The 21,159-nt window shown below is 69.8% G+C and carries 15 protein-coding genes; 8 read left to right on the forward strand and 7 right to left on the reverse strand.

The annotated features are described in order from the left end of the window. Nucleotides 1-106 precede the first annotated feature (106 nt). Complete coding sequence (locus tag P7A99_RS07430; protein WP_277793275.1) at nucleotides 107-1,021, reverse strand: hydroxymethylglutaryl-CoA lyase; 915 nt, start codon at nucleotides 1,019-1,021, stop codon at nucleotides 107-109. Between the two features lie 182 nt (nucleotides 1,022-1,203). Here P7A99_RS07430 and P7A99_RS07435 point away from each other — a divergent pair, with 182 nt between their 5' ends. From P7A99_RS07435 to P7A99_RS07455, 5 genes are all read left to right on the forward strand, one after another. Next, on the forward strand, nucleotides 1,204-3,687 hold the full coding sequence (locus P7A99_RS07435) for a TonB-dependent receptor (protein WP_277793276.1): 2,484 nt from the start codon (nucleotides 1,204-1,206) through the stop codon (nucleotides 3,685-3,687). Nucleotides 3,688-3,815: 128 nt separating this feature from the next. Beyond that, the gene (locus P7A99_RS07440) at nucleotides 3,816-5,873 is read left to right on the forward strand and encodes a hydantoinase/oxoprolinase family protein (protein ID WP_277793277.1); all 2,058 of its coding nucleotides are present in this window, start codon (nucleotides 3,816-3,818) and stop codon (nucleotides 5,871-5,873) included. A gap of 3 nt (nucleotides 5,874-5,876) precedes the next feature. Then, the gene (locus P7A99_RS07445; RefSeq protein WP_277793278.1) at nucleotides 5,877-7,760 is read left to right on the forward strand and encodes a hydantoinase B/oxoprolinase family protein; all 1,884 of its coding nucleotides are present in this window, start codon (nucleotides 5,877-5,879) and stop codon (nucleotides 7,758-7,760) included. 8 nt (nucleotides 7,761-7,768) lie between these two features. Then, nucleotides 7,769-8,962: a CaiB/BaiF CoA transferase family protein gene (locus P7A99_RS07450; protein ID WP_277793279.1), complete on the forward strand. Its 1,194-nt coding sequence runs from the start codon at nucleotides 7,769-7,771 to the stop codon at nucleotides 8,960-8,962. Between the two features lie 144 nt (nucleotides 8,963-9,106). Next, entirely contained in the window at nucleotides 9,107-9,748 is a 642-nt protein-coding gene (locus P7A99_RS07455; RefSeq protein WP_277793280.1) for an isochorismatase family protein, read from the forward strand. Here P7A99_RS07455 and P7A99_RS07460 read toward each other — a convergent pair. Beyond that, nucleotides 9,745-10,200 (reverse strand): hypothetical protein, encoded by a 456-nt coding sequence (locus P7A99_RS07460; RefSeq protein ID WP_277793281.1) that lies wholly within the window; start codon nucleotides 10,198-10,200, stop codon nucleotides 9,745-9,747. The two genes, P7A99_RS07455 and P7A99_RS07460, sit on opposite strands and share 4 nt — an antisense overlap. 103 nt (nucleotides 10,201-10,303) lie before the next feature. Next, nucleotides 10,304-10,918, reverse strand: a complete 615-nt coding sequence (locus P7A99_RS07465; protein ID WP_277793282.1) for a TetR/AcrR family transcriptional regulator — start codon at nucleotides 10,916-10,918, stop codon at nucleotides 10,304-10,306. 138 nt (nucleotides 10,919-11,056) lie between these two features. Between P7A99_RS07465 and P7A99_RS07470 the strand changes: the two genes are divergently transcribed. From P7A99_RS07470 to P7A99_RS07480, 3 genes are read left to right on the forward strand one after another with little or no spacing between them, the layout of a single operon-like run. Beyond that, nucleotides 11,057-12,496, forward strand: coding sequence for an efflux transporter outer membrane subunit (locus P7A99_RS07470; protein ID WP_277793283.1), 1,440 nt, complete (start codon nucleotides 11,057-11,059; stop codon nucleotides 12,494-12,496). 23 nt (nucleotides 12,497-12,519) lie between these two features. Beyond that, entirely contained in the window at nucleotides 12,520-13,680 is a 1,161-nt protein-coding gene (locus P7A99_RS07475) for an HlyD family efflux transporter periplasmic adaptor subunit (RefSeq protein WP_277793284.1), read from the forward strand. A 24-nt stretch (nucleotides 13,681-13,704) separates the two neighbouring features. Beyond that, nucleotides 13,705-15,258, forward strand: a complete 1,554-nt coding sequence (locus P7A99_RS07480) for a DHA2 family efflux MFS transporter permease subunit (RefSeq protein WP_277793285.1) — start codon at nucleotides 13,705-13,707, stop codon at nucleotides 15,256-15,258. A gap of 82 nt (nucleotides 15,259-15,340) precedes the next feature. Here the strand turns inward: P7A99_RS07480 and P7A99_RS07485 are convergent, their stop codons facing one another. The 4 genes from P7A99_RS07485 to P7A99_RS07500 all read right to left on the reverse strand — a co-directional run bounded on the left by P7A99_RS07485 (nucleotide 15,341) and on the right by P7A99_RS07500 (nucleotide 21,123). Beyond that, nucleotides 15,341-16,576 (reverse strand): histidine-type phosphatase, encoded by a 1,236-nt coding sequence (locus P7A99_RS07485; protein ID WP_277793286.1) that lies wholly within the window; start codon nucleotides 16,574-16,576, stop codon nucleotides 15,341-15,343. Nucleotides 16,577-16,664: 88 nt separating this feature from the next. Next, nucleotides 16,665-19,568 (reverse strand): TonB-dependent receptor, encoded by a 2,904-nt coding sequence (locus tag P7A99_RS07490; protein WP_277793287.1) that lies wholly within the window; start codon nucleotides 19,566-19,568, stop codon nucleotides 16,665-16,667. Nucleotides 19,569-19,678: 110 nt separating this feature from the next. Then, on the reverse strand, nucleotides 19,679-20,617 hold the full coding sequence (locus tag P7A99_RS07495; protein ID WP_277793288.1) for a FecR family protein: 939 nt from the start codon (nucleotides 20,615-20,617) through the stop codon (nucleotides 19,679-19,681). Then, complete coding sequence (locus tag P7A99_RS07500) at nucleotides 20,614-21,123, reverse strand: RNA polymerase sigma factor (RefSeq protein WP_277793289.1); 510 nt, start codon at nucleotides 21,121-21,123, stop codon at nucleotides 20,614-20,616. The genes P7A99_RS07495 and P7A99_RS07500 overlap by 4 nt, the downstream gene beginning before the upstream one ends. Nucleotides 21,124-21,159: the final 36 nt, after the last annotated feature.

Here is a 21,159-nt window from a genome sequence, read left to right on the forward strand (position 1 = left end):
AGACCTCAGACGCCGCGAGAGCCGATCAGCTTTCGCGGCGTTTGCTTTTTGAGAGACCCCTCATCCGTCGGCTTCGCCGCCACCTTCTCCCGCAAGGGGAGAAGGGTCACGAAGGAAATCCTCCCGCCTTAGACACCATCCCCGGCAAAGCCGGCGCGCCCAGCACGCCCTTCAGCCAGCTGGCCGTCTCGATCAGGCTCGGCAGGTCCAGCCCCGTCGACACGCCCATCCGCGCGAACATGTAGGCCAGGTCCTCGGTCGGCACATTGCCTGTCGCCGCCGGAGCGAACGGGCAGCCGCCGATGCCGCCGATCGAGGCGTCGAGGCTCTCCACGCCCGAGCGCCAGGCGGCGAAGGCGTTGGCCAGGCCCGTGTTGCGGGTGTTGTGGAAGTGGGCGCGCAGCACCGCGCCCGGCGCCACCGCGCGAACGGCGCCGAAGCGGGTCTCGACCGCCAGCGGGTCGCCGACGCCGATGGTGTCGGCCAGGGTGATCTCGGTGACTCCGTAGTCGGCCAGCTCAGCGGCGATACGCGCCACGTGCTCGACCGCCACCTCGCCCTCGAACGGACAGCCGAAGGCCGCGGCGATGGTGACGCCCAGCTTCAGCCCGGCCTGACGGGCGACCTGCGGCGCCTCGGAAATCTGACGCAGCGTCTCGCTGATCGGGACGCCCTGATTGCGGGCGTTGAAGGTCTCGCTGGCCACGACCACGAAATTGACCTCGTCGACATCGGCGGCGATGGCGCGGTCCAGGCCCCGGCGATTGAGCACCAGGCCGATCAGCGACACGCCCCGCGCGCGCAGGTCCTGCTGGCCGCGCAGCCGGGCCATCACCTCGTCGGCGTCGGCCATCTGGGGCACGGCGCGCGGATTGACGAAGCTGACCGCCTCGACCCGCCGGGCGCCGGCCTCGACCGCTTTCAGCACCAGGGCGGCCTTGTCGCCGGCCGAGACCATTGCCTTTTCGTTCTGCAGGCCGTCGCGGGGCGACACCTCGACGATCTCGATGCTGGCGGTCATGGCGTGTCTCCCGGCGGACGCCCGCGAGGCGGGCAGGCATGGCGCGCGAGGATGCGTGGCGGCGCCCGCGAAGCCAGCGCCCCGCCCCCGGCGCCCGACAGGCGGGGAGCGCGCGCGACCGCGCGGCGAACATCGGTATGCGGCGCAAGCTCCTCCCCGATCATTGGAGGGGAGCCTGATCGATGAAACCTGATAAAACCGCCGCCCTGATGGGCGCTTCGCTATTGGCCCTGGCGTGGACGACTGCCGCGTCCGCGCAGGAGGCGCCCACCGCCGTCGACGAGGTGATGGTCACCGCCCGCCAGCGGGCCGAGAACCTGCGCGACGTGCCCGCCGCCGTCTCGGCCTTGAGCCAATCCACGCTGGAAGCCGCCGGCGTCGCCCGCGCCGCCGACTTCGTGGCCCTGACCCCGGGCGTCAGCCTGGTGCAGGCCGCCGAACAGGGCGACGCCCAGGTCAATATCCGCGGCGTCAACGGCGCCCGCGACGCCCAGGCCTCGTTCGCCTTCGTCGTCGACGGCGTGCAGATGGCCAACCCAGCCGCCTTCAACCGCGAGTTCTCGGACCTGCGCCAGATCGAGGTGGTGAAGGGCCCGCAAGGCGCGGTCTACGGCCGCAACGCCGCCGCCGGCGCGATCATCGTCTCGACCGTCGAACCCGGCGAGGCCTTCGAAGGCGCGGGCAAGATCAGCGTCGGCAACCGTGACAGCTTTTCCGGCGACATCCGCGTGGCCGGGCCGCTCAGCGAACGGATCTCGGGCAGCCTGTCGGCCGACTTCCGCAGGACCGACGGCTTCTGGGGCAGCGACTTCGGCGGCGGCGCGGTCGACCGCTTCGAGGGCTACAATCTGAACGGCCGTCTTGTGGCCCGCCTGGACGAGAAGACCAAGCTCGACCTCAAGGCTCGCTATGGCGAACTGACCGCCGGCTCGATCGCCTACAACGCCGTCTTCGCCCTGCCCTCGTTCGCCTCGGTGTTGGCCACGCCCTCCTACTACGAGGACGTCAACGACCACCACTTCGCGTTCCAGAACAACGTGCCGCACACCAACGAGCAGCAGGCGCTGGAGGTCTCGGCCAAGCTGGAGCGGGACCTGGGCTTCGCCACCCTGACGGCTTGGACGCTCTATTCCGACATCGACAACGACCTGGTCGCCGACGGCACCTCGGCCTCGTTCGGCTTCTTCAACGCCAGCGCCGCCTGCGCGGCCTCGATCGCCAACCTCACCGCCAAGGGGATCACCCTGCCCGCGCCGCAGTACCTGGCGCCGACGGCGGCGGGCTCGTTCTTCGGCCCTTACACGCCGACCGCCTGCGACGGCTATCAGTACCAGAAGCGCGACCAGAGCGACGTCTCGGGCGAACTGCGCCTGACCTCGCGCTCGGACCAGCCTCTGCGTTGGATGGTCGGCGCCTACGCCCTCCGCATCGACCGCGAGGTCGGCGTGGCCACCGGCCTGGACGGCGGCGGCGAGGTTCCGCGCGTGCTCTACGTGCCCGCCTCCTCGGCCTATTCGACCGAGCAGCTCTATTGGGACGACTTCCGCAGCGACGTGGCCGCCGTGTTCGGCCAGTTGGCCTACGACATCACGCCCGGCCTCGAAGGCTCGCTGGCCCTGCGCTACGACCGCGAGGAGCGCAAGGTGCACAACCTGGTGCCGACGACGGCGCGCACCAAGTACATCGACTTCAACGGCCCGCCCTACACCGGCGGCGCGGCGCTGAACCCGGGCCTGGACGCCACGATCAATCCGGGCGGCATCAAGGACCAGAAGAAGACCTACGACCAGGTCCAGCCCAAGATCGCTCTGCGCTGGAAGGCCAGCGACGACTGGACGCTCTATGGCGACTGGGGCGTGGGCTTCAAGTCGGGCGGCTTCAACAGCCAGGGCAGCGCCGCCACCGTCAACCTGTTCGTCAATCCGGTGCGCACGGCGGCCGGCTACAAGCCGGTGAGCATCCGCGACGACTTCGACAAGGAGGTCTCCAGCAGCTTCGAGATCGGGGCCAAGGGCCGGATGCTAGACGGCCGCCTGACCATCGACGCGGCCGCCTATCACACCGACGTCGACGACATGCAGTTCTTCGAGTTCTTCGTCGGCCCGTTCGGCCTGCTGCGCGTGGTGTCCAACATCGACGAGGTGCGGATCAAGGGCGCGGAGCTGGGCCTGCGCTACAAGGCAAGCTCGCGCCTGACGCTGGAGGCCTCGGGCGCCTATACCGACAGCGAGATCCGCAAGAATAGCGTGCGGCCCGACACCATCGGCAACGAGTCGCCCTACACGCCGCGCTACACTTGGAACCTGGCGGCCGACTACGTCCATCCGCTGCCCGACAACCTCGCCTTGCGCCTGCGGGCCGACGTGCGCGGCACGGGACCGACCTGGTTCCACGTCGTGCAGGACCAGGACGCGCCCACAGTGTTCGAACTGAGCTACGGCGCCCTGGGGCGGGCCAACTACGCCAAGAGCCGCCGCGACGCCTACACCACGCTGGACCTGCGGGCCGGCCTGGAAGCCGACACCTGGAGCGTCACGGCCTTCGGCAAGAACGTGACCGGCGAGAAGTACCTGACCGAGGTGATCCCGGCGCCGGAGTTCGGCGGCAACTTCGCCTCGCCCGCCGCCGGCGCGACCTTCGGCGTCGAGCTCGCCGTGAAGTTCTGATGGCGCCCGCACAGCGGTGAAACCCCTCCCCCGATCCGGCGCGCGCCGCCCGATCGGGGGAATGTCGCCCCATAGGCGTCGCGCCGTCACCCTGGGGGGAGTTGGCGCGCCAGCAATAGAGGCTGACGATGGCTTACCGATTGGGCGTGGACGTAGGCGGGACCTTCACCGACCTGCTGTTGCTGAACGAGGCGACGGGCGATTTCTGGCGGCACAAGACGCCATCGACCCCGCATGACAGCTCGGTCGGCGTGATGACCGGCGTCAACGCGGTCTGCGAGAAGGCCGGGGTCAAGCCGTCGGACGTCGACGTCTTCCTGCACGGCACCACCGTGGCCACCAACGCCGTGCTCGAGGGCAAGGGCGCCCGCGTCGGCCTGGTGACCACCGAGGGCTATCATCAGGTGATGCAGATCGCCCGCTCGCTGGTGCCGGGGGGCCTCGCCGCCTGGATCATCTGGCCGAAGCCCGAACCGCTGGCCAAGCTGGAAGACACCGTCGAGATCAAGGGCCGCATCGACGCGGTGGGCAAGGAGATCCGCCCGCTCGACGAGGCCGACGTCCGCGCCCAGCTGACCAGGCTGAAGGACCAGGGCGTCGAGGCGGTGACCATCGCCCTGATGAACGCCTATCTCAACGGCTCGCACGAGCGCCGCGTCGCCGAGCTGGCCGCCGAGATCCTGCCGGGCGTGCTGGTCTCGCTGTCGCACGAGGTCCTGCCGGAAATGCAGGAATACGAGCGCACCCTGACCACGGTCGCCAACGCCTCGGTCCGCCCCGTCGTCTCCAAGTACGTCAAGAACCTGCGCGACAAGCTGCGGGGCCTCGACATGCAGGGCCGCATCGCCCTGCTGCGCTCGGACGGCGGCCTGATGTCGTCGGAAAAGTCCGAAGAGCATCCGGTGTCCTTGCTGATGTCGGGTCCCGCCGGCGGCGTCACCGGCGCCCTGTGGGTGGCCCGCAATTCGGGCCTGAAGAACATCCTCACGCTCGACGTCGGCGGCACCTCGACCGACGTCGCTTTGATCGAGAACGGCGAGCCGCGCCGCGTGCGCACCACCGACGTCGGCCACCTGACGGTCCGCGCCTCGTCGCTGGACGTGAAGACGGTCGGCGCCGGCGGCGGCTCGATCGCCAAGGTGCCGGAACTGACCCGCGCCCTGCGCGTGGGCCCCGAGTCGGCCGGCGCCGCGCCGGGCCCGGCCGCCTATGGCAAGGGCGGTACGGCCCCCACCGTCACCGACGCCAACGTCGTGCTCGGCTATCTGCCCGAAGACCTGCTGGGCGGCGCTTTCAAGCTGGATCGCGAAGCGGCCCGCACGGCGGTTCAGACCATCGCCGACGCCCTGGGCATCGACCTCTACGAGGCCGCCCGCGGCATCATCGACATCGTCAACGAGAACATGTTCGGCGCGCTGCGCATGATCTCGGTGCAGCAAGGCTATGACCCGCGCGACTTTGCTTTGATGGGCTTCGGCGGCGCGGGCCCTCTGCACGTCAACGCCGTGGCCAAGTTGATGGGCTCGTGGCCGGCCGTGTCGCCGGTCTCGCCGGGCGTACTGTGCGCCCTGGGCGACGCCACCACCCGCATGCGCACCGAAACGGCCCGCTCCTATTCCAAGCGCCTGTCGGCGGCGACCGAGGCCGAGGTGCTCGGCCTGTTCGGCGAGATGGACGGCCAGATCCGCGACACGCTGAAGGCCGACGGCGTCACTGACGCCGAGATCGAGACCCGCTTCGAGATCGACGTCCGCTATCACGGCCAGGCCTTCGAAGTGCCGATGCACGTGACGCTGGACAGCCTGAAGAACGGCGGGCTGCAACGCCTGGCCGCCGCCTTCGACGACGAGCACCGCCGCCTCTTCACCTTCAACATGGACGCCGAGCACGAGCTGGTGAACCTGCGCGCCGTCGCCATGGGCAAGGTGCAGGAAATCCCCAGCCTCGAGATCGAGAAGGGCGACGGCGATCCGTCGCGCGCCAAGATCCGCGACCACGAGGTCTGGGCCGACGGCGGCATGAAGCCGGCCGCCATCTACGACCGCTCCAAGCTCCGCGCCGGCGACCGCGTTCCGGGTCCGGCGATCATCACCGAGATGGATTCGACCACCCTGGTGCTCCCCGACTGCGAGGCGCTCGTCGACGCCTACGGCGTCATCCTGATCAACCCGACCAAGGAGGGCTGACACATGCCCGCGCGCATCCTGGAAACCAATTCCACGCCCTTCGGCAAGGTCGCCGTCGATCCGGTGACCCTCGACATCATCGAGAACGCCCTGCGCAACGCCCGCGTCGAGATGGACGCCACCCTGTTCCGCACCGCGCTGTCGCCCGGCATCCGCGAGCAGGGCGACGCCTTCCCGCTGATTGCCGACCGCGACGGCCGCATGGTGGTGGGCCAGTTCGGCTCGTTCATCGACGGCTTCCTCAAGGGCTATGACGGCGAGATCGAGGAAGGCGACATCATCCTCGTCAACGACCCCTACTCGGTCGAGGGCGCGATCAGCCACGCGTCCGACCAGCTGTGCATCGCTCCGATCTTCCGCGACGGGCGCCTGGTGGCCTGGTCGGCGATGTTCGGCCACATGACCGACGTCGGCGGCAAGGTGCCCGGCTCGCTGCCCACTGACGCGGCCTCGATCTTCGAGGAAGGCTTCCGCCTGCCGCCGGTGAAGCTCTACCGCAAGGGCGAGCTGCAGAGCGACATCGTGCGGATCGCCGCCCACCAGTCGCGCATGCCCGAATGGTTCAAGGCCGACCTGCACGCCATCGTCGCCTCGTGCCGCGTGGCCGGCCGCCGGGTGGTCGAGATCTGCGAGCGCTTCGGGGACGACGTGTTCGCCAGCGCCCTGGACGAGCTGCTGGCCCGCAACCACCGCGCCATGGCCCACCTGATCTCGACCGCGATCGGCGAGGCCCCGGTGTCGTTCGAGGACTACATCTGCGACGACGGCAAGGGCGCCGGCCCGTTCAAGATCAAGTGCACCATGTGGCGTGAGGGCTCGAAGGTCGTTCTCGACTTCGACGGCACCGATCCGCAGTCGGACAGCTCGATCAACTTCCTGCTGAACGAGAACATGTTCAAGATGTTCTTCGGCATCTACATGATCATGGTCTTCGACCCGCAGATCCTGTTCAACGATGGCTTCTACGACCTCGTCGACGTGCGGATCCCGGAAGGCAGCCTGCTGAAGCCGAAGTTCCCGGCCGCCCTCTCCTGCCGCACCCACGCTCTCGGCCGCATCTTCGACGTGCTGGGCGCCCTCTTGGGCCAGAAGACCCCGGAATTCCTCTGCGCCGCCGGCTTCTCGAGCTCGCCGCACCTGATGTTCTCGGGCTTCGACGGCAAGGGCGAGTGGTTCCAGCTGTTCCAGATCGGCTTCGGCGGCATTCCGGGCCGTCCGTTCGGCGACGGCGCCGACGGTCACTCGCTGTGGCCGGGCTTCACCAACGTTCCGAACGAGTTCCTCGAGCGCTACTTCCCGATGGTGATCGAGCGCTACGAGAGCGTGGCCGACAGCGGCGGCGCCGGGCGCTTCCGGGGCGGCAACGGCATCCACATGACCTACAAGTTCACGGAAGCCGGAACGATCGCCATCCACGACGACCGCTGGTTCGTGCCGCCGTGGGGCGTCAACGGCGGCGCCCCCGGCGCCCGCTCGTGGAAGCGCCTGGACAAGGCCAATGGCGAGAGCATCGCCCTGCCCTCCAAGTGCGACGGGATCCAGGTCGACAAGGGCGACCTCCTGCACTTCGTCACCTGGGGCGGCGGCGGCTGGGGCGACCCGCTGGAGCGCGAGGTCGAGCTGGTCGAACTGGAAGTTTCGCGCGGCCTGGTCAGCGTCGAAGGCGCCAAGCGCTTCGGCGTGGTGCTGAACGCCGCCGGCAAGGTCGATGCGGCCGCGACCGAGGCCCTGCGCGCCAAGATCCGGTCCGAGCGCGGCCCGCTTGAAGTGTTCGACCGTGGCCCCTCGATCGAGGAGCTTCGCGCCAACTGCCTCGAGCAGACCGGCCTGCCGGCGCCCCGCGCGCCGGTCTGGCGCAGCGCCCCGCTGGCCCTGGCGGCGGAGTAAGGCGCGTCATGACGGTTGAAAACACGGGTCCCCTGAAGGGCCTACGCGTCGTCGAGATGGGCCAGCTGATCGCTGGTCCGTTCTGCGGCCAGCTGCTGGGCGACATGGGCGCCGACGTGATCAAGATCGAGCCGCCCGGCAAGGGCGACCCGATGCGCGACTGGGGTCGCGGCGACTATCCGCTGTGGTGGGAGGTCGTGGCCCGCAACAAGCGCACGGTCTCGGCCAATCTGCGCGTGCCGCAAGGCCAGGCCCTGGCCCGCAAGCTGATCGCCACCGCCGACATTCTGATCGAGAACTTCCGGCCCGGCACGCTGGAGGGCTGGGGCTTGTCACCCGAAATCCTGCACGCCGAGAACCCGGGCCTGATCATCGTGCGGGTGTCGGGCTACGGCCAGACCGGTCCCTATGCCGACCGCGCCGGTTTCGGCGGCATCGGCGAGGCCATGGGCGGCTGGCGCCACATCGTCGGCGATCCCGACCGCGCGCCCTCGCGCATGGGCATCTCGATCGGCGACGCCCTGGCGGCCACCTACGGGTGCCTCGGGGCGCTGGCCGCCCTGCGCCACCGCGACAAGACCGGCCAGGGCCAGGTGGTCGACAGCTCGCTCTACGAGGCGGTGCTGCAGGTCATGGAAAGCCTGGTCCCCGACTACAAGGTCATGGGCTACATCCGCGAACGCTCGGGCTCGGTGCTGCCCGGCATCGCGCCGTCGAACGTCTATCACTGCAAGGACGGCGACTACCTGATCGCCGCCAACCAGGACACGGTGTTCGGGCGCCTCTGCAAGGCCATGGGCCAGCCCGAGCTGGCCCAGCACCCCGACTACGTCAACCACGTCAACCGCGGCCGCAACATGAAGGCGCTCGACGCCCTCATCGAAGAGTGGACCAAGACCCTGACGGTCGACGAGGTCGAGGCCAGGATGATCGAGGCCGGCGTGCCGGCCGGCAAGATCTATCGCGCGCCCGAGATGCTGGCCGACCCGCATTTCGCGGCCCGGGAGTCGATCATCACGCTGGACCACCCGCGCTGGGGCGAACTGCCGATGCAGAACGTCATGCCCAAGCTTTCCAAGACCCCCGGCGTCGTCCGCGCCATCGCCTCGCAGGCGGTCGGCCAGGACAATGCGGCGGTGTGGAGCGAGCTGGGAGTGAGCGAAAGCGAACTGAAGGCCTTCGCCGAACAGGGCGTAGTCTAGGACCTCCCCTTCGCTTCCTTCTTCCCCAGCATCCCCGCGCAGGCGGGGATCCAAGCGGGATTGGACGGACCTACGCCGTCCTTCAAAGTGAACCTTGAGAGTCAGCTTGGATCCCCGCCTTCGCGGGGAAGAGCGGAGTTTGAGATGGCCGAAGACCTGAACGCGGACTACCACAAGGCCGGCTTCGGCGGCCGCCTGGCCTTCGGCAAGAGCCCGGCCCTGCTGATCATCGACGTGGTCGACGCCTATCTGCTGCCGGACTCGCCGCTCTATGCCGGCGTGGAAGAGGCCCTCGCCAGCAACGCCCGCCTGCTGCAAGCCGCCCGCAAGGCCGGGATCCCGGTGATCCTGACCAACGTCGTCTACCAGGCCGGGGTCGGCGGCCGCGACGGCGGGGTGTTCTATCGCAAGGTGCCGGCGCTGAAGGCCTTCCAGGAAGGCTCGCCGCTGGGCGCGTTTCCCAAGGAGATCACCCCGATCGAGGGCGAGATCGTGCTGTCCAAGCAATATGCCTCGGCCTTCTTCGGCACACCGCTGGCCTCGACCCTGCGAGCCATGGGCGTCGACACCGTGATCATGGGCGGTTTCTCGACCAGCGGCTGCGTGCGCGCCAGCGCGCTGGACGCCCTGCAGCACGGCTTCATCCCGTTCGTGGTGCGCGAAGCCTCCGGCGACCGCGACGAGCGGGTGCAGGAAGCCAACCTCTTCGACCTGCAAGCCAAGTACGCCGAGGTGGTCTCGGAAGCGCAGGCCCTGGACCTGATCGCCGGCGCAACGAGCGCCTAGCGCCCCCAGGCGGCGGCCAGGTAGTCGTAGCCCTCCTCGCCGCCGCAAGGCTCGACGGCCTTGGGCGAGCGATCGCCCCTGGCGAGCGCATTGGCGCAGGCGGCGTTGAACGCGGCCTGGCCCGGCGAGACGTCGTAGCGGGGCACGAAGATCATCGACACCCGCCCGGGCTTGCCGTTGATGCCGGCGATGTAGGTCGTGATGGGCGTCGAGCCCCGCTGGGCCGTGGCGCGCTGGCGCAGCAGGGTGGCCTGGACGGGATTCTTGGCGACGCCGCCCTGTCCGTATTGATAGAGCAGCGATAACGCCATCTGGGCGTTGGCGTCGTTGCGGTCCGCCCGCTCGCGCAGCGTCTGGGACGGCGTGCTTAGCGCGGTGCGCAAAGGACCCAGGCTGGCGAAACGCGCCTCCGGCGTCGTGGCGCAGCCCACCAGCAGGACCGCGCCGGTCAAGCCCGCCAATCCAGCGATCCGCCCGCTGCGCCCCATTCCCGCCCCGCAAGTCAACCTTCGAGAGAATGATTACGCCAGATCGCCCCAGGCGCAACAGTCGAGGTCAGCCGGCGGCCGCCTCGTTCCCATAGGCCCGCATGAAAACGTCGACCGCGGCGTCGACCGCCGTGTCGATCATCTCCGGCGTCAGTTCGGGCAGCACGCCCTCGAGCAGGCGGTAAAACGCCCCGGACTCGCACAGCGCCTGGAAGTGCATGGCCGCCTGCCAGGGGTCGACGCGCCGCATCTGGCCCTGTTCCATGAACCACTCGAACCGGGTGGTCATTCGCGTCCAGCCGCGCCGGGGGCCGTTCTCGAAGAACAGCTTGCCGAGGTTCGAACGCGCGCCCTCGGCGATGATCATCCGTCGGAACGCCAGCACCTCTTCGCTCGACACGAACGCCAGGAACACCCGACCGAACCGGCTGAGCGCAGTGCGCAGGTCTTCCTCGGTCTCGAAGGTCGAGAACACCGGGTCGATGATCTGGGCGCCCTTCTCCAGCATGGTGGCGACGAAGAGGTCGTCCTTGGAGGCGAAGTAGCTGTAGAGCGTCTGCTTGGAGCCGCCGGCGCGCGCCGACACCTCGGCCATGCTCGCCCCCAGGAAGCCACGCTCCAGGAACACGGCCTTGGCCGCTTCCAGAATGCACTTGCGCTTTTCCTCGGTCTTGACGCGCACGCGCCCTCCTCCCGTCTCCGATAGGCCAGTTAACCAGGCCCAGGCGTTTTCTGGACCAGACCGTACACTTTTCACTTGACGCCGTCACGTCAAGTTATATTTGGACCGCACTGTACGGTTTGATATCGAGCAAATCCGATGGCAAACGCCCTCCCCCGGACTTTCCCCCTTAAACTGGCCCTCGCGGGCCTCCTGGCGACGACGGCCCTGGCGGGCTGCGCCGCCGTGCCCAAGCTGCCGCCGGCCCAGGCGCTCAAGGCGCCCGACGCCTACGCCTCGCAACAGAGCCTAGCCGCGCCCGCCGCCGACTGGCCGGCCGACCGCTGGTGGACCGCCTATGGCGACGCCCAGCTCGACGCCCTGGTCGAAGAGGCCCTGGCCGGCTCGCCAGACCTGGCCGCCGCCGAGGCCCGCGTCCGCAAGGCCGAAGCATTGGCCGGCCAGGCCCGCTCGGCCACCCTGCCCAGCCTCAGCGCCGGCGCGACCTACGCCTCGGTCAAGCAGAGCTACAACAACGGCATCCCGGCCGCCTTCGTGCCCAAGGGCTACAACGACACCGGCCGCGCCACGCTCGACTTCTCCTGGGAGCTCGACTTCTTCGGCAAGAACCGCGCGGCCCTGGCGGCGGCGACCTCGCAGGCCGAAGCCTCCAAGGCCGACGCCGCCGAGGCGCGCCTCGTGCTGTCGACCAGCGTCGCGGCCGCCTATGCGGATCTGGCCCAGCTGTTCGCCGACCGCGACGCGGCCGCCGACGCGGTCAAGACCCGCGAGCAGACGGCCCAGCTGACCGCCGACCGCGCCGCCAACGGCCTGGAGAACCGCGGCTCGGCCGAGCAGTCGAAGGCGGGCCTGGCCTCGGCCCGCGCCCAGCTGGCCGCCGCCGACGAGGCCGTTGGCCTGACCCGCAACCGCATCGCAGCCCTCCTGGGCGCCGGTCCCGACCGGGGTCTCGCCCTCCAGCGCCCGAAGGTCGGAACGCTGAAGGCCTTCGGCTTGCCGGCCAACCTGTCGGCCGACCTGATCGGCCGTCGTCCCGACGTCGTCGCCGCTCGACTGCGCGCCGAGGCCGCCGGCCAGTCGATCAAAGAGGCCAAGGCCGAGTTCTACCCGAACGTCGACCTCTCGGCCTATTTCGGCCAGCAGTCGCTGGGCCTCGACCTCCTGACCAAGGGCGGTTCGCGCATCGGCTCGATCGGTCCGGCCGTGCGGCTGCCGATCTTCCAGGGCGGCGCGCTGCGGGCCAACTATCGCGGCGCCGCGGCGGACTACGACGCCGCCGTCGCCAGCTATAACGGGACCCTGGCCCAAGCCCTGAAGGACGTCGCCGACGCCGCCGTCAGCGCCCGCGCCCTCGACGCCCGCCTGGACGAGACCCGCAAGGCCGTCGCCGCCTCGTCGGCCGCCCACGACATCGCCCTGCAGCGCTATCGCGGCGGCCTGGCCACCTACCTGGAAGTCCTCTCCGCCGAGGACTCCCTGATCGCCAACCAGCGGACGCTCGCCGACCTCGAGACCCGCGCCTTCACCCTCGACGTGGCGCTCGTGCGCGCCCTCGGCGGCGGCTACCGCGCCGCCTGACCCGTTTCCCGGAGCCCTCCCCCATGTACGATTCCGAAGCCTCCGCCGACGCCCCCGCCCAGGACGCCAAGAAGGCGGCCGCCGCCAAGGCCGCCGCCGGCGCCAAGCGCAAGAAGCTGTTCCTCGGCCTCGCCGCCGTCGTCCTGATCGCCGGCGCCGGCTATGGCGCCTACTACGCCCTCGTGGGCTCGCACCACGTCGAGACCGACAACGCCTATGTCGGCGCCGACGTCGCCCAGGTGACGCCGCTGGTCGGCGGCCCGGTGCGCAGCGTCGCCGTCCATGACACGCAGGTGGTCAAGGCCGGCGACGTGCTGGTCGTGCTGGACGACAGCGACGCCCGCATCGCGCTCGCCTCTGCTCAAGCCGACCTGGCTCGCGCCGAACGCCGGGTGCGCGGCTACCTCGCCACCGACCAGAGCCTGTCGGCCCAGATCGCCGCCCGCGACGCCGACCAGGCCCGCGCCGCCGCCAGCCTGACCTCGGCCCAGGCCGACCTCGAGCGCGCCCGCATCGACCTGGACCGCCGCAAGGCCCTGGCCGCCACCGGCGCCGTCTCGGGCGACGAGCTGACCCGCGCCCAGAACGCCTTCGCCAACGCCCAGGCCGCCTTCGCCTCGGCCAAGGCCTCGCAAGCGCAAGCCCAAGCCAACCGCGCCGCCGCCGCCGGCTCGCTGGCCGCCAACGCCGTCCTGACCGATGGCACGACCGTCGACACCAACCCGGAAGTCGCCGCCGCCCGCGCCAAGTTCGAGCAGGCCCAGCTGGACCTGTCGCGCGCCGTGATCCGCGCGCCGATCGACGGCGTCGTGGCCAAGCGCGCCGTCCAGGTGGGCCAGCGCGTCGCCGCCGGCACGCCGGTCATGCAGGTGGTTCCGATCGCCGCGGCCTATGTGGACGCCAACTTCAAGGAAGGCCAGCTGCGCAAGGTGAAGATCGGCCAGCCGGTCGAGCTGACCGCCGACCTCTACGGCAATTCGGTCACCTACCACGGCAAGGTCGCCGGCCTGTCGGGCGGCACCGGCGCGGCCTTCGCGCTGATCCCGGCCCAGAACGCCACCGGCAACTGGATCAAGGTGGTGCAGCGCCTGCCCGTGCGCGTCGCCATCGACCCGGCCGACCTGAAGGCCCACCCGCTGCGCGTGGGCCTTTCGATGAAGGCCACGATCGACACCCGCGGCTAAACCCGAGCAGCAAGGACCGCCGTCATGGCCAGCGCTCAAGCCGCCCCCGCAAGGGCGGCGTCCGAACCCGCGCCGCTCAGCGGGCCGGCGATGATCTTCGCCGGCCTGATCCTGGCCGCCGCCAACTTCCTGGTGGTGCTCGACACCACCATCGCCAACGTCTCGGTGTCCAACATCGCCGGGGCCCTGGGCGTCTCGCCCAGCCAGGGCACCTGGGTGATCACCTCCTACGCCGTGGCCGAGGCCGTGGTCGTGCCGCTGACCGGCTGGCTCTCGGCCCGCTTCGGCGCGGTCCGGGTGTTCGTCTTCGGCATGATCGGGTTCGGGATCTTCTCGTTCCTGTGCGGCCTGGCCCCGTCGCTGGGCTTCCTAGTGCTGTTCCGCATCCTGCAGGGCGCCTGCGGCGGCCCGTTGATGCCGCTTTCGCAGACCCTGCTGCTGCGCGTCTTCCCCAAGGAAAAGGCGGCCGCCGCCACGGGCCTGTGGGCCATGACCACCCTGGTCGCCCCGATCCTCGGGCCGATCCTGGGCGGGGCCCTGTGCGACAGCGTCGGCTGGGCCTTCATCTTCTGGATCAACGTGCCGATCGCCATAGCCTGCGCCTGGTTCGCCTGGAACCTGCTGAAGGGCCACGAGACGCCGCTGGCCCGCGCGAAGGTCGACCTGGTGGGCCTTGGCCTGCTGGTCGTCTGGGTCGGCGCGCTGCAGATCATGCTGGATCTCGGCAAGGAGCACGACTGGTTCGCCTCGCCGATGATCATCGGCCTGGCCATCGTCGCGGCCGTCGGCTTCGCGGCCTTCCTGATCTGGGAGCTGACCGAGGAGAACCCGATCGTCGACCTGAGGGTCTTCCGATACCGGGGCTACACCGCGGCGGTCATCACCCTCAGCGTGGCCTTCGGGGCGTTCTTCGGGATCAACGTCCTCAACCCGCTCTGGCTGCAGCAGAACATGGGCTACACGGCCACCTGGGCCGGCTACGTCTCGGCCCTGCTGGGCGTCACGGCCGTCATGGTCGCGCCGCTGGCGGCCGGCATGTCGGCCAAGTTCGACGCCCGCCGGCTGGTGTTCCTGGGCCTGATCTGGATGGCGGTCATGACCTTCTTCCGGGCCCAGGCCAACCAGCAGATGGGCTATTTCGACATCGCCCACTGGCTGCTGTTCCAGGGCTTCGGCATGCCGTTCTTCTTCGTGCCGGTGACGGCTCTCGCCCTCGCCAGCGTCAAGGTCGAGGAGACCGCCAGCGCCGCGGGCCTGATGAACTTCTGCCGCACGCTGTCGGGGGCCTTCGCCACCTCGGTGGTGACCACGGTCTGGGCCGACGGCGCCAGCCGCAACCACAACGAACTGTCGGGCGTGCTGAACGGCGCGCAGGGCACGATGGACCAGCTGAAGGGCTTAGGGATGAGCGCTGACCAGGCGCGCGGCACGCTGGACAACATGGTCCAGAGCCAGGGGGTGATGCTGGCCACCAACCAGGTGTTCATGGCCATGGCCGTGCTGTTCGTGGTGGCGGCCCTGGTGGTCTGGCTGGCCCCCAAGCCGACGCGGGTCGCCGATACGTCGGCCGTGCACTAGACGAGTTGGGGAGCGGCTTTGGTCGCTCCCCTTTTCTTGAACCCTCTCTCTAAGAGAGAGGGTTTCAGTGTCAGCTTCCCCCTTAGTGGGCGATCGCCTCCTTCACCACCGCGCCGAACCGATCCAGCGGACAATCGAGGCTCGCCTCGCTGCACCCCGGCACGAAGATCGGCGAGACGGCCGGCGGCGCGGCCAGGGTCAGGGGCGTCTTCTCGCGCAGTTGCGACAGGCTCTGCACCGTGTAGCGGGCGCGGATCACCCGCGCGCCGTCGTCGCGCTTCCAGCGCTCGAACACCAGCGCCCCGCCCGGCGCGATCTGGCCCGGCTGATAGCCCGGCGCCACCCAGTCCAGGCCCAGCAGTCCGCCCAGCATCGCCAGGGTGCCGTCGTGACCGACGATCACCACCATCTTCGCCCTGGCGTCGCCGACCGCGCCCGGTCCATCGTTCAAGGTCGCCGATACCCGCTCGGCCAGATGGCCGGCGCCGATCCGGGCGACCTCGGGCGTGCGCAGGCGCAGGTCGAACTCTGCCTGGTGCAGCGGGAAGACCCGCAGCAGCGACGCCTCGTTCAGCCCTCTCCAGCCCAGGCCCGCGAAGTCCTGGCCGTCGGCCCAGGCCATCAGCAGGCTCTCGGTCACCCCCGAGGCGAAGGCTTCCGGACCATCGATACCGACCGTGGCGTCGGCCTCGGCCGAGAAGCCCGGCTTGGCGTCGTACACCCGGCGCTTGCCGGCGACCGCCGGGCACGGCGCGACGTCGCACTGCATCAGAAGTTGGTCGAGGCTGGCGATGGCGTCGCCATGACCCGCGCTCCAGGCGGCGAGATCTCCGCCCACCCGGCCGGCGACGGCGGCGCGGGCCTTGGCGATGTCGGGCTTGACCACGCCGGCCGCGACCGGCTCGAACATCGGATCGGCCTTGCCCTCGCCCACGGTGTGGACCTGCGCGGCGCAGCCGGGCGACAGCCCCTGCCCCAGCGCCTCGGCCGTGGCGATCGTGCGCTGGGTGACGTTGGCCCAGTAATAGACCTGGCCGCAGTCGGCGACGGCCAGCAGGCCCTGCTTCACATAGAGCGCGCGGTAGTAGCCGCCGAACAGCGTCGACAGCTCCGCGCCATTGGCAGTCAGGTGACCGGCGGGGACCGAAAAGCGCGGCCACGGGCGAGCCGTAGCCGTCTCCAGGCGCTCCGGGCTCGACATCGCGGCGCGAACGCCGTGGCGGGTGACGATAACCACCTTTTCCAGGGTGTCTGCGGCGGCGGGCGCGGCTGAAATAACGGCCATGGCGGCGAGCGCCAGGCGGGCGAGAACGCGCATGGGCGAAGGCTCCTTGCGAAAGAAAAAGAGGCCCGCGCGGGGGAGCGCGCGGGCCAGTCGAGGGGAACTTCGGAAGAGGAAAGCCGACCTAGAACTTGGCCCGCAGGCCGAAGCTGACGGTGCGGCCATAGTGGGTGTAGCCGCCGAACCAGCCGCCCTTCACGAACTGCCACTGGGCGGCGTTGGTCAGGTTCTGGCCTTCGAGGGCCGCGGTGATGTTGTCGGTGATCTTGTAGCTGACGCTGGCGTCCAGCGAGCCGAAGGCCGCGTCGTTCAGGGCCGACAGGCCGGCGCCGCCGACGTCCTGAAGCACGTCGTCCACCCAGCTGTAGCTGGCGCGGGCGGCGATGCGGTCCTTCTCGTAGAAGCCGGTCAGGTTGAAGCTGTTCTTGGCCACATTGACCATCTCGTCCGTCAGGGTCGGCGAGTAGGTCGCTTCGGTGTCGGTGTAGGTGTAGTTGGCCAGGAAGCCGAGACCGTCGAACGGCGCGGGCAGGTTCTTGAACAGGTGCTGGTAAGCCAGCTCCACGCCCTTGATGCTGGCTTCACCACCATTGGTCGGCGAGGTCAGCTGATAGGTCTGGGCGTCGACGACGATGTTGGTCTTCTGGCTGTAAACGAAGGTGGTGATGTCCTTGTAGAAGGCGCCGGCCACCAGGGCGCTGCCCGGAGCGAAGTACCATTCCAGCGTGGCGTCGTACTGCCAGGCCTCGAACGGCTGCAGCTGCGGATTGCCGCCGACGGCCGTCAGCACCGTGCCCGACGAGTTCAGCGTCAGGCGCGGGGCCAGATCGGCCAGCGACGGACGGGTGATCACCTTGGCCGCCGCGAAGCGGGCCTGCAGGGTGTCGGTGATGTCCATGGCGAAGTTCAGCGTCGGCAGGACGTCGGTATAGGTCTTCTCGTAGCGGACCGGGATGGCGGCGCTGCCGGTGTCGGCGTGGCCGGCCGAGACCTGCTTGGTCTGGGCGACGCGGACGCCCAGCTGGCCGCGCAACGGACGACCGAAGACCTCCGTGTCCATGTCGGTCAGGCCGTAGCCGGCCAGGATCTCTTCCGACACGAAGTAGGAATTGCGCTGGTCGGCGCGGGCCGTGCCCTTCTGGGTCTTGTCGGCCAGGGCCCAGAACTTTTCCGGGTCGGGCATCACCCAGGTTCGCGGCAGGTTGCCGCCCACCTCGCCCAGGAAGTCGCCGGCCGGGAAGGCCTCGAAATAGCTGGCGTCGAAATATTTGTTCGCCAGGTTGGTGGTGAAGTTGATGTCGGCGCGATTGTAGCTGCGCTCACGCTCGCGGAACTTCACGCCGAAGGCCACGCGGCTGAACGGACCCCACTGCACCGGACGCTCGGCGTCGGCCTGGATGGCCTTTTCGAGGTCCAGGGAGTCATTGGTGCGCCACTCGATGCGGCGGAACGGCAACAGTGACGGGGTCGACAGGTTCGCCGTGGCCAGGGTGACGCTGGGCAGGACATCGTCGTCGACCTTGGTCATGTTGAAGGTCGTCTGGCCGATGGCGCCCAGCAGGCGGGTGCGGGTGATCGGCTTAGAGGTCTCGCTGTAGGCGCGGGCGTAGGCCGCGTCGCCAGAGAAGGTCCACTCGCCGATCCGCTGCTTGCCATTGATGGCCAGCATCAGGTTGTCGTGGGCCAGGTCGCTGACCTCTCGGCCGATCTGGCTGGTCGAGGTGACCGTGCCGCCGACCAGCGTGCCGTCGCGCACCACCGCCGAGCCCGGAACCAGGGTCGAGACCGTCTGGTCGACCGAGTAGGTCAGCTCGTCATAGTGGTCGTCGAGGTGGGTGTAGCTGGCGTCGAAGGTGATCTCGGTGGCGTCGGTCGGCCGGTACTGGGCCGAGAACACCAGGCCCTTGCGTTCGCGGTCCTCGCGCTCGAGGGTCGGGCGGATGGCGGTCGGATAGAGCTTGATCCCCTGCGCCGCCAGGCTCTTGCCCAGGGTGGTCGAGGTGTCGGTGTAGCTCCAGCTAACGCCGGTGACGCGGTCCTGGCGCAGGGTGCGCTGGTCGTAGACGAGAGCCAGCAGGGCGCCGAAGCTCTTGTCGTCGTTGACCCAGCTGAGCAGGCCCGACACGCGCGGGTCGGTGGCGCCGGCCAGCTCCGGATGGCTGGCGGTGGCCGAGGCGGCGATGGTGTTCTTGCCCAGGGTCAGCGGGCGAAAGGTCTTGATGTCGACCACGCCGCCGATCGCGCCTTCGTCCAGCGAGGCCAGCGGGGTCTTGCCGACCTCGACGCCGGCGACAAGCTCGGACGGCAGGGTGTCGAAGCGGAACTGGCGGCCGCTCTGGCCGCTGTCGCGCATGTTCTCGTTCACCGCAGCGCTACGGCCGTTCAGGGTGACGATCTGGAAGTTGGGGCCAAGGCCCCGCACACGGACGAACAGGCCCTCGCCGCGGTCGCGGGTGATGGCCACGCCCGGCACCCGCTGCAGCGCCTCGGCGATGTTGTTGGACGGGAACTTGCCGATGTCCTCGGCCGAGATGGCGTCGACGACATTGGCGGCCTTGCGCTTGTCGGCCAAAGCACGAGCCAAGGAGTTGGCGAAGCCGCCGGTGACGACGATCTCTTCAACCGTGGCGCTGTCGTCGGCGGTCGGTTCGGCGGCGGCGACGGACGCGGCGGCCTCGGCGCGGCGAGCCGGGGCCGGAGCGGTCGAGATCTTCTGGACGGCGGGACGCAGCACGGCCGCGCCGCCGTTGCGGACATAGGTCAGGCCCGTGCCGCGCAGCAGCTGGCTCAGGCCCGTCTCGGCGTCGAGCTCGCCGCGCACGCCGGCGGTGCGCTTTCCGGCCAGCAGAGCCGGATCGGCCAGGACTTGCAGGCCCGTGGCGCGTGAGAAGGCCGGAAGGGCCGTGGCCAGGTCGCCGGCCGGAATGGCCAGGGCCGGCTTGGGCGCCGGAGCGGCCATCGCCGTCGTCGCCGACATCAGGACGGCGGCCGAGGCCGTGCTCCACAGGGTCCAGGTCTTGAAGGTCATCGTACTATCCCCGAATGCGCGGCGTCAGGCCGGCTTCGGCGGGGAAGACGTCGCCGCCCTCCCTTTCAGGACAGGGAATTTTGTGAAGTTTCGGCGACGACGCGCTCATGTCACCGGCTGATCACCAGGCCGCCCTGCGCTTCGCGGACCTCGAAGCCGTGAACCAGCGCCAGGTTGCGGACCAGGGTCGCCGGCTCGTCCAGGCGGAAGCGACCGGCCACCCGCTGGCGGGCCAATTCGGGGTCGGCGATGACGATGCGGCGCTCGGAGGACCGGTTCACCCGCTCGACCAGCCGCCCCAGGCTCACCCCGTCGGTCTCCAGCCAGCCCGAGCGCCAGTCGTCGGCGGCCGGGTCGAAGGCCTTCACCTTCGATAGCCGTCCCTCGGTGGCGAAGGCCCGCTGGCCGACGGTCAGCACGGCGGTGCGGCGGATCAGACCGTCGGGCGCCAGGCGCACCCGCCCCCGATGCACCGACAACTCCAGCCGCTCGGGCCCGCGCTCGTCGCTGATCTCCAGGTCGAAGGCCGTGCCCAGCACGCGGGCCGAGCCGGCGGCGGTCCTGACCGTGAATGGCCTGGCCTCGTCGTGGGCGACATCGAAGAAGGCCTCGCCTTTGCTCAGGGCCACTTCGCGGCGACCGGTCCCCAGGCGCACCTCCAAATGGGTGTCGCCGTCGAGCATGACCTTTGTGCCGTCCTCCAGCACGACGGCGCGATGTTCACCGCGCACGGTCTCGAAGGCCGTCGGCGTCACGGTCAGCAGTTGCAACTGGGGCCAGGCCAGCGCCACGGCCAGGCCGCAGGCCAGCACCCCGCCCGCCAGGGCCGCGATCGGCCCCGCCCCTCGCCGCTTGGCCTCGCGGCGCTGCTCGCTGAGCTTCATGGCCTCGGTCAAGGCCGCGTCCTGGTTGACGCCCCAGACCTGGTCGAAGGCCTGGGCATTGGCCGGATCGTCCGACTTCCAGGCCTCGAAGCCGGCCTCGTCGTGGAAGGCCGGGTCCATGCGGCGAGCGGCCCAGAGGGCGGCGGTGCGGCGGGCGCGGCTCATCGGCGGCCTCCCGCCACGGCCCGGCGCTCGGCCTTGGTCATCTCGCGGTGCAGCTGCTCCAGCGCCCGCACCACGTGTTTCTCGACGGCGGCCTCGTTCATGGCCAGGGCGTCGGCGATCTCGCGCGTCGACTGGCCGTGCAGGCGCCGCCGGATGAAGACGTCGCGACGCAGCGGCGGCATGGCGTCCAGCGCCCTGCCGAACACCTCGACCTTCTGGCGATGCATGAGGATCTGCTCCGGCGCCGGGGCTTGGCAGGGGATCTCCTCGTCCAGCATCTCGGTGGGCCGTCGCTTGCGGCTGCGGAAATGGTCGCGGACGAGGTTGAGGGCGATGCGATAGCCGAGCGCCGCCCGGTCGGCGACGGTGCGCGCCTTCTCGTAGGTCAAAAGGCGCGCGAAGGTCTCCTGCACCAGGTCGTCGGCGGCGGCCGGGTCACGGGTGCGGCGGACGATGAAGTGATAGAGCTCGTCGCGCTGGGCGCGCAGGGACGCCAGGTCGGTCATGGCGCAAGGCGCGTCGCCGGCGCGGAAAGAGCGGCC

Source organism: Caulobacter endophyticus, assembly GCF_029543245.1.
Taxonomy (GTDB): Bacteria; Pseudomonadota; Alphaproteobacteria; order Caulobacterales; family Caulobacteraceae; genus Caulobacter; species Caulobacter endophyticus_A.

Excerpts from the sequence above, each read along its gene's own strand:
- P7A99_RS07485 (WP_277793286.1), bottom strand. The coding sequence starts at position 16,576 with ATGCGCGTTCTCGCCCGCCTGGCGCTCGCCGCCATGGCCGTTATTTCA.
- P7A99_RS07450 (WP_277793279.1), top strand. The coding sequence starts at position 7,769 with ATGACGGTTGAAAACACGGGTCCCCTGAAGGGCCTACGCGTCGTCGAG.
- P7A99_RS07455 (WP_277793280.1), top strand. The coding sequence starts at position 9,107 with ATGGCCGAAGACCTGAACGCGGACTACCACAAGGCCGGCTTCGGCGGC.
- P7A99_RS07480 (WP_277793285.1), top strand. The coding sequence starts at position 13,705 with ATGGCCAGCGCTCAAGCCGCCCCCGCAAGGGCGGCGTCCGAACCCGCG.
- P7A99_RS07470 (WP_277793283.1), top strand. The coding sequence starts at position 11,057 with ATGGCAAACGCCCTCCCCCGGACTTTCCCCCTTAAACTGGCCCTCGCG.
- P7A99_RS07430 (WP_277793275.1), bottom strand. The coding sequence starts at position 1,021 with ATGACCGCCAGCATCGAGATCGTCGAGGTGTCGCCCCGCGACGGCCTG.
- P7A99_RS07495 (WP_277793288.1), bottom strand. The coding sequence starts at position 20,617 with ATGAGCCGCGCCCGCCGCACCGCCGCCCTCTGGGCCGCTCGCCGCATG.
- P7A99_RS07500 (WP_277793289.1), bottom strand. The coding sequence starts at position 21,123 with ATGACCGACCTGGCGTCCCTGCGCGCCCAGCGCGACGAGCTCTATCAC.
- P7A99_RS07440 (WP_277793277.1), top strand. The coding sequence starts at position 3,816 with ATGGCTTACCGATTGGGCGTGGACGTAGGCGGGACCTTCACCGACCTG.
- P7A99_RS07490 (WP_277793287.1), bottom strand. The coding sequence starts at position 19,568 with ATGACCTTCAAGACCTGGACCCTGTGGAGCACGGCCTCGGCCGCCGTC.
- P7A99_RS07475 (WP_277793284.1), top strand. The coding sequence starts at position 12,520 with ATGTACGATTCCGAAGCCTCCGCCGACGCCCCCGCCCAGGACGCCAAG.
- P7A99_RS07435 (WP_277793276.1), top strand. The coding sequence starts at position 1,204 with ATGAAACCTGATAAAACCGCCGCCCTGATGGGCGCTTCGCTATTGGCC.
- P7A99_RS07445 (WP_277793278.1), top strand. The coding sequence starts at position 5,877 with ATGCCCGCGCGCATCCTGGAAACCAATTCCACGCCCTTCGGCAAGGTC.